Here is a 12406-nt window from a genome sequence, read left to right on the forward strand (position 1 = left end):
CCACCGACGGCGGTGCTAGCACTAGTCCCAATTTGCTGCGGCAACGACGGCTGGATCTACGTCCAAGCCGGTCCAGGAAAGGTCCAGCTGGCCCAACGCCTCCTCCTGCTGGGCATCAACCGCCTTGGCCTTAAACAGTTCCAAGAGCGCTAGGAACCTACCGACGATATGCATGGTTGTGGTGCAATCCCGGGTAAGCGAGGAAAAGCTTGTCCACTGCCCAGCGCCCATAAGCTTGAGCGTTTCGAGGATCTTTCCAGCCTGTTCGGGCACGGAGACGGCGACGCCATGAATATGGCCCGTGGCAACTTCTTCCGGCGGCTTGGGGCGAAAGACACCCGCCGCCATTTCCGCAAAGCTCGCCGGAGTGTGCCCCAAGGTGACGGGAGGCAAAAGCTCAGCAAATTGCTCCTCAATGCTCACCGCTCGCGGATAACTGCGCTGCGCCTCCCGCTGCCACCGGGCAAATTGATCCGCCGCCTGCTTATAGGCCTTGTACTGCAACAGGCGAGCAAAGAGCAGGTCGCGCGATTCCAGGAGCTCCAGGTCCTCTAGATCATCAACCTCTCCCCGCGGCAATAGGCGCGCGGCCTTCAGGTCCAATAGAGTTGCCGCCACGACCAAGAAGTCCGTCGTCTCATCCAGATCCGCGTTTTCGCCCAATTGGCGGGTGTAGCCAACAAATTCGTCGGTCACCTCAGACAAGGCCACATCCGTGATATCCATCTTCTTGGCCTGGATGAGCTGCAAAAGCAGATCGAATGGCCCCTCGAAATTCCGCAAGGCAATGCGGAACCCAGTAATCTCTGGCTGCGTCACGGTCACTTAGACGGTCGAGCGCTCTATGACTTCCTTCGCCAGGTCGCGGTATTGCTGCGCGGCCTGCGAATTGGGCGCCCACGAGGTGATGGGCTCGCCGGCCACGGAGGTTTCTGGGAAGCGCACGGTACGGGTAATGACGGTATCGAATACTTGATCACCAAAATATTCCACGACCCGCGACATCACCTCACGGGCGTGCTTGGTCCGCCGATCAAACATGGTGACCAAAATACCCATGACTTCCAGATCGAAATTGATGCGGTCAGAGACCTTTTCCACCGTATCCGTCAGCAAAGCAAGCCCGCGCAGCGAGAAGAACTCGCATTCCATGGGGATGATGACACCCTGGGAACAAGCTAGGGCGTTGACCGTAAGCAGACCCAAAGAAGGCTGGCAATCAATGATGATGAAGTCATAATCCCGGCGCACCGGACGCAGGGCGCGCGCCAAGGTGTGCTCGCGGCCTACTTCATTGACCATCTGAATCTCTGCCGCAGAAAGATCGATATTGGCAGGAACGAGGTCCATGCCGGAAACGCTGGTGTGATGAATGGCGGAGTGGATAGAGGTATGACTATCCAGCATCACGTCATAAATCGAATCCTCGATGTCATCATGGTTTAATCCCAGCCCGGCCGAAAGAGCACCCTGCGGGTCCAAGTCAACCAAGAGAACCTTGCGCCCATACTCTGCGAGGCAGGCCCCCATATTAATGGTGGACGTGGTCTTGCCCACGCCGCCCTTTTGATTACACATCGAGATGATGGTGGCGGGCCCATGTTTTTCCAAGGGGGCGGGTTCCGGCAGTTCGCGGACAGGGCGGCCAGTTAGCCCCGTCTCTACATCAGAGGCTGAAAAGAGACCCTCTTCGCTCACAGTCAAACCTTCTTCCTTGACGCCAAGTCATGGACCATGACATTTGGCATAGGGTTGCTTACAACGTTGTAACTATAGCGTACCCGCTCCCCTTTATGACTACCGAGACTTTGCAAATATCAAGTCTCTAGCTTTGACTTAAGCACCTGCCGCTCGAGTAAAAGCTACGCCCGAGGATGCGCGGTCCGCCAAACCTCCCGTAAGGAATCTGCGGTTACGTGCGTATAGATCTGCGTGGTAGTCACGGAGGAATGCCCTAAAAGCTCCTGCACGGTGCGCACATCGGCACCTCCTTCGAGAAGGTGCGTGGCAAAGGAATGGCGCAGCGTGTGCGGGGAAATGGATTTATCCAACTGGCTGCGCTGCGCCGCGGTTTTAATAACGGACCACGCGCTTTGCCGCGATAGCGCACCGCCGCGAGTATTCAAGAACAGCGCAGCGGTCTTGCCTTTTCCCAGCACGGGACGGGCGCGCACCAAGTAGGCGTCGATGGCCTGGCGAGCATGCGAGCCGAGGGGTACAAGCCGTTCTTTATCGCCCTTGCCATGCAGGACCAGGACGTCATCGGCAGTAGCTACGTCATCGACATTCAGCGGAATTACCTCAGAAATGCGCGCCCCAGTGCCATAGAGCACTTCTAGTAGCGCCCTATCGCGAAGGTCAACCGGCGTTTCCGTCGGTGTCGATTCGATGAGGCGTGACACCTCGTCCACGTTCAAGGTCTCCGGCAGGTGTTGCCCCGTGGAAGGCGGGCTCACCTCGGCGGCGACATCGCTATCGACTTCGCCCTCTGCAACGGCGAATTTGTGCAACCCGCGCGCCACGATGAGGGCACGGTTGGCAGAAGACACCGCCATCTTTTCGCGCAGGTCCTTCAAATAGGCCTCCACCATCGGCCGGGTTACCTGCCGCAGGTCCTGGACCCCATTTGCTGCCAGCCAATCCACGTACCGGCGAATATCCCGCCGGTAATTGCTCAGGGTATTTGCTGACACCCCGCGTTCGACGGCGAGGTGATTCAACCAAGTCTGAGCGACATCCTCCGCAGCAGTCACTGCTTTTTCAGGTCCGGTCCGCTGCGGCGGGCAGCCATATGGGTCGGGCGCAAATCGAACGGCGCATCCACCGAACGCGTCGGCCTTCCACCAATCACTGTGGCATATGCGGATAAGATACCCGCGCATGCAACGGAATTAACTATCTCACCGCTCAGCACCTTGTCAACTGCCCTGTCTAAATCCACCCAGGCAAAATCCATATCGGCTTCTTCATCGCCGGTATCCTCCAGGGCCGGGACCTCGCTAAGGTCGCGAGCAAGGAAAATCCGCACTGCTTCCTCACAAAACCCCGGTGAGGTCACCATATCCGTGAGAACTTCCCAGTCCTTCGCGGCAAGGCCCGCTTCCTCCTGCAGCTCGCGCTGCGCGCCGGAAAGCTCATCCTCGCCCTTTACATCTAGCAGTCCTGCAGGCAGCTCCCAGAGCCGCTTGCCGACGCTATGCCGGTACTGATGCACCATCGCGATGCGCCGATCCTCATCTAAGGCCACCACCGCGACGGCGCCAAGGTGCTCAATGATCTCCCTATCCGCGGTGTTTCCTCCCGGCATGGACAAGGTATCGCGGCGTACGGCGACGATAGGGGCATCAAAAATTAACTCTGAATCCAAGACTTGAAAATCGTGGCCCACTATTCTTTCTCCTCTTCAGGTAGGGCGGAATCAGCGCTTTCTGCAGAACCGTAGTCTCCCCTGCCCCCATTGAGCTGTTCCTCGGCGGCAGAAATGACGGCGATGCGCTCTACCGCGCGTTCAATGCCATCTACGGTAGAAAGATCCACGTCTTTGGTGCGCAGCTGCTCTATTGTCTTTTCATCTTGGGTCTGTTTGGCCCGCGCGCTAAGGACCACGCTGCCATTGACCTCGTCCAAGGCGGTGGCGAACTCTGCCAAGGTATCCGAATAATATCCGCGCACCCCGCTGCCGGAGACGATGATGATGGACTGGGCGGGAAGGATGGTCCCGTCCTCATAATCAATAAATTCCTTATCGCGCAGGGCACGCAGCAGCTCAGATCGCTCCTTCACGCTTGCGAGCGGCTCCGTGCTTTCTGGGTCCATGGATAAGGCCGCGCCCAAAGCCTCGCCGCCATAGCTTCCCACGGTTTTATCGAGCCCCTTGAGATCTGCCTTTTTCGGGGCCTTATCTTTAAGGATCGATACGATATTGTCTTTGCTTTCCCCGCGCAGGAATTCTTTGCTCAGCTTGATTTCTCCTGCCTTGGTGGCCCCAGAGGCTTCTAATAGCTTCGTGATATCAGACAGGTCCCTGCTATTTGCATCATCGGTGGAAATGACCAGCACTGGCCGCTGCGATAACGTCCCAGACACCAAGTCTGGTGCCACGTTCTTGACTATGTCATCGCTCGCCTCATTTTGGTTCTGCAAGATCTTATTTTCTTGCACCACCTTGCGGTGTTCCGCACGGATCGGGTCATCATCGGCCACGCTGGTGGTCAGGTTGGGCGCGATCACCAAGGCTCCGAGGGCTACACCGAGCGCCGCGCCGAGCCCAAGGCCCGTAATTAGTTGCGTTTTCGCCATACTTCTACCCCTGCTCAGAATAGGCTCGACCACGTTTGGCTCAAATTACTCAAGAAATCCTGGCTCCCGCCAAACCCCACGATCAAGATGATCGCCGCAATCGCGACCAAGATGCTCAGAAGGGCCCACAGCCAACCAAGGTGCGAGGACGGAGCGGAATACAGGTTGATGACCGCCTCGGAGTCGACCACCTTCGTTCCGCCCTTCAGCCGAGACAAGACGGCAGACGGAGCCACGCGGTTGGCAAAAACATCATCGAGGTCAAAGCCGCCACCTGCCTGCACGATGAGGCCCGCACCGTGGTAATCAGCAAAGAGCAGCGCTAAATCCGTGGCCGATTCCGAAGCCGCCGGGAACGTCATGGCCCCAATACCCAGTTCTTGGATGCGGTCAATGCTCTCCACGCTGCCTTCTGGATCCGCAGGCACGACAATGCGCGCGCCGCAACGCAGCGACTCATCGCTTACCTTGACAGGATCCCCAATAATGAAGTCAGGCTTATATCCCTGCTCCAGCAAAGAATCCGCGGCTTCATCAACCGCAATGAGCAGCGGCTCATACTCCCGGATGAAATTCCGCAATTCTTTCAGCAGGGCACGGTGGTCTTCGGTGGGAGATAAAACAATGACCTTCCGGCCAGCTATCTCGGCACCGGATGCGGGAACCCCGAGGCCATCGATAAGCAGGGGGCCCTCAGAGTTAATGAAGTCAATGGAGCTCGCGAAATAGGACTCCATGTGATCAATGAGCGCACTTTGTGCCGCTTTGAAGTTCTTGTCAGCGCGCTCCCTGGAAACCTTCTGCCCCGTCCCGATTACTTTATCCGCGACGTAGACCTTTCCATCCTCCCCAATATGCGCCTTCTTGCCATCCTTAAACTCCGAGATAAATTCCTCGCCGAGGCCTTCGAGGAGTTCAATATCGGCATCGAGAAGCATGTGTGGACCGCAATTAGGAATGGAGCCAGTAGAAAACCTGGCGACGTTGACCACCGCAGAGGGCTGCAATTCCACAAGCGTTTGTGCCTCGGGCCGGGAAATATTCGCCGCATCAATAACGGCGATATCACCTGCAGAAAACTTCTTAAGACCTTTCGCACCTGGGGTGCAATCGCGCAATGCAGCATGCTCACCAGGATGATCAGGGGTACGGGAAAACAGAGCCATGGGCTCCATTGTTCCTTGCTTAGTCCGCCAGCTGGGTAAGGCGCGCGGAAGCTTCTTTTTGTGCGCGATCAAAAAGCTCTTGGGCATGCGCGCGCCCCGTCTCCGTGTCATCCAAACCAGCCAGCATGCGCGCCAATTCCTCCACGCGCTCCTGCTCCGTTAGCTCGGCTACCCCCGAGGTAAATTTGTCCTTCGAGACATGCAAATGCGCATCCGCATACGCAGCTACCTGCGGCAGGTGCGTCACGACGATAACCTGATTATGCGCAGCTAGCCGCGCTAGCCGACGCCCAATTTCTACCGCCGCACGCCCGCCCACGCCGGCATCGACCTCATCGAAGACCAATGTCGCACCGTCCTCGCTGGCGAGCACGACCTCAAGGGCAAGCATGACGCGAGACAGCTCACCCCCGGAGGCCGCGGTGGCCAAAGGCTTCCCATTGAGCTGCAACTCCGCGGCATCGGCGCCCGTCTTGGAATACTTAGCCACGGAAAGCTCAACCGACAACGTGGAATTGGGCATGGCCAATCCATGCAACTCCTCAGTCACCAGCTTACTCAGCGCTTCCGCGGCTTTGCGGCGGCCCTTCGTAAGCTCCGCCGCCTTTTGCTTCATCTCCTGTTCAGCCTCTTTGACCTGCGCCTTAAGTTCCTCGAGGACCTCCGTCGAGGTATCCATCGACTGCAATTTGGACTCCGCCTCATCGCGCCACGCCAAAACACCATCGATATCGCTAGCGTATTTACGGGTCAATGCTCGAAGATCCTGCTGGCGCTGCAGCGATTTTTCCAACAGATTCGGATCCGCCGGCAGCCCCGCGAGGTATCCACCGAGCTCAGCCGAGATATCGCCTAGCTGCGAGGTGAGCTCAGAGATGCGCTCGCCCAAATCCGCCAGCTGCTTATCCGAGGATCCCACTAACGCCGACCCCGCACGCCCGAGCAGCGAAGAAGCAGCCTCATCAATCTCTTCCGTTCCATCGATCGCCGCCAAGGCAGTGTGCGCGGATTCGCGCAAACCGTCGACGTCTTGCAGGCGCTGCACCAACTGCACCAGCTCCGCGTCTTCCCCTGGCTCGGGTGCCACGCCGTTGATTTCCTCTAGGGCATATTGCAGGCGGTCAGCTTCCTGGGCAAGTTCCCTACGAGATTCCGTGCGCCGGCGATAATCCTTAGCCAAGCTGCGCCACCTTTTAAAGGCTTCCGCATAGTCTTCCCGGATGCCCGCCAATTGCGGGTCCGCACGGTCTACCGCCGCGAGCTGCTCTTCTGGAGCCAAGAGGCGCAATTGATCGTTCTGGCCATGCACGGTGATTATCTCCCGTGCGAAATCTCCCAGCGTTGCGGCCGGTACGGCGCGGCCTCCCAGATACGCCCGCGATCGCCCCGCTGCGGAAACGGTCCGCGAAACAATAAATTCACCATTTTCATCTGGCTCGCCGCCCACCGAGTCCACCAGTTGGCTAATGCTCTCTTTCGCGGAACTAAAGTGACCTTCTACGGCCGCTTTTTTAGCGCCATCGCGTACCCTCGAGGCATCGGCACGCCCGCCTGCCAACAGTCGAAGCCCCGTGACCACCATGGTTTTGCCCGCACCGGTTTCACCGGTCAATACGGTCAAGCCCTCCGACAATTCCGCAGAGCTATGGCGAATGACTCCTAAATCATTGATAGAAATATCGACGAGCACTATTTCTCCTTCGGTCCACGCCAGCCTTCCACGGGCAACCGCAGCTTAGAGACCAATCGATCCGTAAAGGGTTGATCATCCAACCGCACCCAGCGTACGGGGCGCTTACCGCGCACCACCTCGACGCGGGCGCCCGGCGGCATAATAAGTTCCCTGCACCCATCCAAGATAACCACCGCCGGTGTGGTTTGCATGGTTGATTCCACCGCCACCAGTGAATTCGGGGAAACCACTAATGGTTTGGTAAAGAGCGCATGGGCATTATTCGGCACGACCAGGATTGCATCCAGGGATGGCCACAGCACCGGGCCGCCAGCTGAAAATGCATACGCCGTAGAACCCGTTGGGGTAGAAATCAGTACGCCATCACAGCCAAACGACGAAACGGGGCGCCGGTCGATCTCCAAAATCGCATCCAGCACGCCCGACCTGTTCTGGTTTTCAACCGAGGCCTCATTCAAGGCCCAGCTGCTGGACAGTAGCTGACCGTTGGCATCCGAAATGGATACATCCACCGTCAGCCTGTCTTCCACCCGGTAGCTTTTCTCAATCACGCGGGCAACGGCTCCGTCTAATGACTCCACCTCCCATTCCGCGAGGAAGCCAACGTGGCCCAGATTCACTCCGAGGACCGGAATATCTACTGCCCGCGCCATATCGGCGGCGCGCAGGAAGGTGCCATCACCGCCGAGAACAAGAACCAGTTCACATCCCTCCGCCGCAGCATCAGAATGCGGGACGTGCTGTAGCCCCGGCAGGACGGTTTCGTCCGCACAAACGCGAACCGTTATCCCTGCTTCCTGCAATAACTCGGCTGCGCGGGAGGTAGCCTGCAGGTTCTCTGCGCGATTGGCATGCGGAACCAACAATATCTCTCGCATTACTGCGGACCTTCTTCAACGGCAGTATCAATCATCTGTTTCATTGTAGCTGCGTCTGTTGACATACCGTCCTTTTTCAGCCACAGAAAATATTCCACATTTCCACTCGGGCCCGGCAATGGTGAAGCCACAACACCGTGCAGACTGAGGCCTAAAGACACGGCAAATTCAGCAACGTCCTGCGTGACCTCTTTCCGCATCTTCGGAGAACGAACCACCCCGCCGCTGCCGATGCGCTCCTTCCCCACCTCAAACTGCGGCTTGACCATTGGCAGCAGCCACGCTCCGTCCTTCATACACTCCACAATTGCTGGCAGCACCAGTTTTAAGGAAATAAAAGATAAATCCCCGACCATGCCATCGCACAGGCCATTGGTCATCTCTGGATTAATAGTGCGGATATTCGTGCGATCCAAGACGGTTACGCGGTCGTCATTTTGCAGCCGCCACAATAGTTGCCCATACCCGACGTCAACGGAAAGCACTTCCCTCGCACCAGACGCCAAGCACACATCCGTAAATCCTCCCGTCGATGCCCCTGCATCTAAGATGCGACCATCCATGTCGACGTCGAATGCGGCAAGTGCACCCAAAAGCTTATGTGCGCCGCGAGACGCCCACTTGTCTTCCTCAGACTCTTCGACCTTGATGGAGACTTCAGGATCCACGACAGTTGCAGGCTTTTCTGCCTTAAACCCGCCGACCGTCACACGGCCAGACTTGATCATCTCGCGGGCTTGCTCACGAGATCGCGCAATTTTTCGGCGCACAAGTTCTGCATCCAGCCTGCGGCGTTGTGGTGGCATTAGTTCTCCTGCAATGCATTCCGCAATACGGAATGCGCCCTGTCCAGTTGATCGACTTCTTCTGCAAGTGATGGCGCATCTTCGCCGAGAATTGTCGATATCTCCGAATCTACTTCCTCAGGCTCTTTCACAGCCCGAAAATCGTGCGGCTTTACCGCCATTTCGACACAACCTTTTCCGCAAACTCACTACGCGGCTGAATATACCGAGGTGGTGCCGGCATCGACCACGCCACTTCTAAGACCGTCCGCAGCGCTTGCACCGAGGTAGAGGATTCATTTCCACCCTGCAAAAGAACGTCATACCCATCGCATCGCGCGGTAAAGTCCCCCTGCGGTCCCGGTCGCACCTGCGAAATAGGCAATGAAAGCTCGTGCATGCCCGCACCAATGAAGTTAGGCCGTGCCTCCACCGGGGCTTCGATAAGCTCCAGCTCGCCCGATACTCCGGTCAAGACATGAAAGGTATTCATCGCTGCGGCGTTACCCCCAACGATATCGGTATCTATACGGTCGCCCACTGCCAAAGGCTTTTTTGACCCCACCTTTTTGGCCGCAAGGAAAAACATTGCGGGCTCAGGCTTACCCGCAGAAACGGGCTCTACTCCCGTCGCTTTCTGGATGGCAGCGACTAGGGAGCCATTGCCAACGCCTAGCCCCCTCTCAATTGGAAGGGAAGTGTCCAGGTTTGAGGCGAAAAACTTCGCTCCTGCCCGGATAGCCAGCGCACCTTCCGTTAGCTGTTCCCACCCAACGGACTTATCAAACCCTTGTAGGACGGCAGCCGGTTTCTCATCGGCACTCGAGACCACGGAAAAACCCATGTCTTTAGCCAAATCACGGAAAGAATCCGCGCCAATAATTAATACCTTCGCACCCGACGGAATTTCCTCGGCAGCCAATTGCAATACCGCTTGGGCGGAGGTGACGATGTCACCTGAATCAGCCGTCAAGCCGATATCCGTCAGCATCGTCGCAACGGCTTCAGGGCTGCGCGACGCATTATTTGTGACATATACTGCGGGAACGCCGCAGGTATTAATAACGTCTACGACGTTGCTGAGCGGACGGCCGCCTTCCCAGACGGTTCCATCCAAGTCCAACAATAAGGCGTCATGTTTGCTTAAAACACTCATTACTTACATTCCGCCAATCGGTCAGCGGCATCGGTCCAATCGCCCTCCTCAATGGCGATGGTGTGCTCGAACCACTCGCGGGCTTCGTCCTTGCGGCCCGCGGCGAGCAGCGCATTTGCATAGGCATACGACAACCTACAAGCGCTTACTCCACGATCGCTGCGATCTGGTTGTGCCCGCTGAATGGTAACCACCGCTGATTCAGGTTGATCGAGGTCAAGGCGAGCACCCGCCAGCACAATCGCTAATTCAATAGCGGATTCTTTGTCTAGTTCCTTCGCCTCCTCGCTGCGCCCCAGCTCTAATGCCTTTTCCGACCGACCCAACCCACGTTCACAATCAGCCATGACCGCGAGCATTCCAGGACCGCCAGAAATACGACGCGCAGCACGCAGCTCAGCCAGTGCCTCTTTCCACTCGCCGGCGCGGTATGCAGCGATACCGTTAACTTCCCGTGCGATAGCCACACGTCCTGCACGATCCTTAGCCGCACGGGCATGCCGCAGCGCCAGTTTAGGATCATCGTCCATCCAGGTCGCCGCCATGATCATGTGCTTGGCGACGGTCTCCGAGTTCTCTTTAGAGAGAGACTTCAAGTCTTGGAGCACCAATGGGTCCAAGTCATTGATATCAACCTCTTCAGGGATGTCCGGATCGGTCATACGACGGTTGATTCGCTCTTCCCGATACCCAGAGCGCTGTGGAGAGAAAGACTTCTTCTTTCCCCCACCGCGAGAATCGCGGTCCCCCGAGTTGCGTGGATTTCGACCCCGACGGTCTTGTCCGCGGCCATTACGGCCGTGCTGGTTGCGCTCCGACATTCAGTCCTACCCTTTCTTGGTTGGAACTCGCACAGAAATACCGCACCCATTCTACAGTGCTAAACGACATTCAAAGAATCTCGATATTTCCCTGCTCTTGTTCTTGGTTTCGATGAACATGGACTCAGCTTTTGGGCGCAGTGGTGTGGTGGTGCTGGGTTAGTGGGCTCTTATTTTTTGTTGTTGTGTTTGTTTCTTTTGTGTGTGAGGAATTGTTTCCAGGTGTAGTGCCAGTGTGTGTTTGTGGTGGCCAGTGGTCCTGTGGGGTGGTCTGTTTGGTAGGTGCCGTTGGTGTGTAGCCAGGCGATGGTGCCGGTTATTGGGTCCATGATGTAGTGGACGCGGCGGTCGGTTTTGATGTTGTGGTGGTGTTGGCACAGGGTGACGAGGTTGTCGGGGTTGGTGGGTCCGCCGTTGTTGTATTCGATGCGGTGGTCGAGTTGGCATGTGTGTGCTGGGGTGGTGCATCCGGGCCAGCGGCAGGTGAGGTCTCTTCCTTGTGTGTAGGCGCGGATGTGGTTGGTGGGCTGGTAGCTTTCGGTTTCTTGTGGGTTGAGTTGTCGGGTGAAGGTGTCGATGTTTTCTAGGTTGGTGATGCGGGACCAGCCGTAGCCTGGGAAGTACACCTTTGTATTTGCAGTCCCGGCGGCTCCGGCATTGTCATCGCTGTTGTCGGTGTTGGTGGCGGCTGCGGTGGTGAAGGGGACCTGACCCCTTTTTGGTGGACACCTGATATCCAGCCCAGTCGGGCTGGAAAGAAAGGTAATCTACCACCATGTCCAGGTACTCCGAACAGTTCAAACGCGATGCCGTGGCCCTCTATGAGAACAATGAGGACCTCTCGCTCAACGCAGCATCAGCCGAGCTCGGTATCAACCGTGCCTCGCTGCATTCATGGGTCAAGAAGTACGGCACCGGAAAGCGTGCGCGCATTAAAGCTGTGCATGATAAAGCCCAAACGGCGAATAATTCCGAACGGATCCGCCAACTAGAAAAAGAGGTCTCTAAGCTACGCGAAGAACGCGATATCCTGCGCAAGGCCGCGAAATATTTTGCCGAAGAGACTCACTGGTGATCCGCTTCCAGTTTGTCTATGACCACCGAACCGAGTATTCGGTCAAGCGGATGTGTCACGTGTTAAAGCTGAATCGTTCCTCGTTTTATAAATGGGTGCAAACCCGCGAAAAGCGCAGGTTAAAAATGTATTCCGATGCCGCTATTGGTGCAAAAATCAAGACCACTTTTGATGATGAGCACGGGCTTTATGGTGCTAAACGCATCGCTGCAAGCCTTAAAGCCGATACGGACTTCGGCCCGATAAATCACAAGAAGGTCGCCCGCATCATGAAAGCCATGGGACTTAAAGGCTTTACCAAGCGCCGCCGATGTGTCACTACCAGGCGCAAGCCTGGCCACCGTGTCATGCCTGGGGTTGCCCGCAAATCGTGGACACGTAGTGGAGCTACCTAGTGGTTAGGCAGCGATTTTTTCTTCGTTTCTGGTTTGGGTGATGTGATTTTCGAAATCGACGGGGCTGACCATCCCAAGGGCGGAGTGCCGGCGCCGACGGTTGTAGACTACTTCAATCCAGTAAGCCACAGCCTGACG

At 56.9% G+C, this 12406-nt stretch carries 15 protein-coding genes; 2 read left to right on the top strand and 13 right to left on the bottom strand.

Annotation, left to right across the window (positions count from 1 at the left end):
• Positions 1–21: 21 nt before the first annotated feature.
• The 13 genes from QP970_RS04305 to QP970_RS04365 all read right to left on the bottom strand — a co-directional run bounded on the left by QP970_RS04305 (position 22) and on the right by QP970_RS04365 (position 11424).
• Positions 22–819, bottom strand: coding sequence for a segregation and condensation protein A (locus QP970_RS04305; RefSeq protein ID WP_023017549.1), 798 nt, complete (start codon positions 817–819; stop codon positions 22–24).
• A 6-nt stretch (positions 820–825) separates the two neighbouring features.
• Positions 826–1698 (bottom strand): ParA family protein, encoded by an 873-nt coding sequence (locus QP970_RS04310; protein ID WP_023022236.1) that lies wholly within the window; start codon positions 1696–1698, stop codon positions 826–828.
• A 164-nt stretch (positions 1699–1862) separates the two neighbouring features.
• Positions 1863–2753 carry a site-specific tyrosine recombinase XerD gene (xerD, locus tag QP970_RS04315; protein ID WP_284869707.1) on the bottom strand — a complete coding sequence of 297 codons (891 nt, stop codon included), beginning with the start codon at positions 2751–2753 and terminating at the stop codon, positions 1863–1865.
• On the bottom strand, positions 2750–3388 hold the full coding sequence (locus QP970_RS04320; RefSeq protein ID WP_284849777.1) for an NUDIX domain-containing protein: 639 nt from the start codon (positions 3386–3388) through the stop codon (positions 2750–2752). Before QP970_RS04320 ends, xerD begins: the two co-directional genes overlap by 4 nt.
• Entirely contained in the window at positions 3388–4299 is a 912-nt protein-coding gene (locus QP970_RS04325) for a copper transporter (RefSeq protein WP_284849778.1), read from the bottom strand. The genes QP970_RS04320 and QP970_RS04325 overlap by 1 nt, the downstream gene beginning before the upstream one ends.
• Positions 4300–4313: 14 nt before the next feature.
• The gene (gene steA / locus QP970_RS04330) at positions 4314–5474 is read right to left on the bottom strand and encodes a putative cytokinetic ring protein SteA (RefSeq protein WP_284869708.1); all 1161 of its coding nucleotides are present in this window, start codon (positions 5472–5474) and stop codon (positions 4314–4316) included.
• 10 nt (positions 5475–5484) lie between these two features.
• Entirely contained in the window at positions 5485–7155 is a 1671-nt protein-coding gene (recN, locus tag QP970_RS04335; RefSeq protein WP_284869709.1) for a DNA repair protein RecN, read from the bottom strand.
• Entirely contained in the window at positions 7155–8036 is an 882-nt protein-coding gene (locus QP970_RS04340) for an NAD kinase (RefSeq protein ID WP_239268011.1), read from the bottom strand. Before QP970_RS04340 ends, recN begins: the two co-directional genes overlap by 1 nt.
• Positions 8036–8842, bottom strand: a complete 807-nt coding sequence (locus QP970_RS04345; RefSeq protein ID WP_239268009.1) for a TlyA family RNA methyltransferase — start codon at positions 8840–8842, stop codon at positions 8036–8038. Before QP970_RS04345 ends, QP970_RS04340 begins: the two co-directional genes overlap by 1 nt.
• On the bottom strand, positions 8842–9003 hold the full coding sequence (locus tag QP970_RS04350) for a hypothetical protein (RefSeq protein ID WP_284772275.1): 162 nt from the start codon (positions 9001–9003) through the stop codon (positions 8842–8844). The genes QP970_RS04345 and QP970_RS04350 overlap by 1 nt, the downstream gene beginning before the upstream one ends.
• Positions 8994–9977, bottom strand: a complete 984-nt coding sequence (locus QP970_RS04355) for an HAD-IIA family hydrolase (RefSeq protein WP_284772274.1) — start codon at positions 9975–9977, stop codon at positions 8994–8996. The genes QP970_RS04350 and QP970_RS04355 overlap by 10 nt, the downstream gene beginning before the upstream one ends.
• Positions 9977–10798: a tetratricopeptide repeat protein gene (locus QP970_RS04360; protein WP_284772273.1), complete on the bottom strand. Its 822-nt coding sequence runs from the start codon at positions 10796–10798 to the stop codon at positions 9977–9979. The genes QP970_RS04355 and QP970_RS04360 overlap by 1 nt, the downstream gene beginning before the upstream one ends.
• 170 nt (positions 10799–10968) lie before the next feature.
• Positions 10969–11424 (bottom strand): HNH endonuclease signature motif containing protein, encoded by a 456-nt coding sequence (locus tag QP970_RS04365; RefSeq protein ID WP_284849781.1) that lies wholly within the window; start codon positions 11422–11424, stop codon positions 10969–10971.
• Between the two features lie 149 nt (positions 11425–11573).
• Between QP970_RS04365 and QP970_RS04370 the strand changes: the two genes are divergently transcribed.
• Positions 11574–11873, top strand: coding sequence for a transposase (locus tag QP970_RS04370; protein ID WP_284869710.1), 300 nt, complete (start codon positions 11574–11576; stop codon positions 11871–11873).
• 59 nt (positions 11874–11932) lie between these two features.
• Positions 11933–12268, top strand: coding sequence for an IS3 family transposase (locus tag QP970_RS04375; RefSeq protein ID WP_284869711.1), 336 nt, complete (start codon positions 11933–11935; stop codon positions 12266–12268).
• Positions 12269–12406: the final 138 nt, after the last annotated feature.

It is taken from the genome of Corynebacterium sp. MSK073, assembly GCF_030232085.1.
In the GTDB taxonomy this organism is placed as follows: Bacteria; Actinomycetota; Actinomycetes; order Mycobacteriales; family Mycobacteriaceae; genus Corynebacterium.

Excerpts from the sequence above, each read along its gene's own strand:
- QP970_RS04345 (WP_239268009.1), bottom strand. The coding sequence starts at position 8,842 with ATGCCACCACAACGCCGCAGGCTGGATGCAGAACTTGTGCGCCGAAAA.
- QP970_RS04350 (WP_284772275.1), bottom strand. The coding sequence starts at position 9,003 with ATGGCGGTAAAGCCGCACGATTTTCGGGCTGTGAAAGAGCCTGAGGAA.
- QP970_RS04340 (WP_239268011.1), bottom strand. The coding sequence starts at position 8,036 with ATGCGAGAGATATTGTTGGTTCCGCATGCCAATCGCGCAGAGAACCTG.
- QP970_RS04360 (WP_284772273.1), bottom strand. The coding sequence starts at position 10,798 with ATGTCGGAGCGCAACCAGCACGGCCGTAATGGCCGCGGACAAGACCGT.
- QP970_RS04325 (WP_284849778.1), bottom strand. The coding sequence starts at position 4,299 with ATGGCGAAAACGCAACTAATTACGGGCCTTGGGCTCGGCGCGGCGCTC.
- QP970_RS04355 (WP_284772274.1), bottom strand. The coding sequence starts at position 9,977 with ATGAGTGTTTTAAGCAAACATGACGCCTTATTGTTGGACTTGGATGGA.
- QP970_RS04370 (WP_284869710.1), top strand. The coding sequence starts at position 11,574 with ATGTCCAGGTACTCCGAACAGTTCAAACGCGATGCCGTGGCCCTCTAT.
- steA (WP_284869708.1), bottom strand. The coding sequence starts at position 5,474 with ATGGAGCCCATGGCTCTGTTTTCCCGTACCCCTGATCATCCTGGTGAG.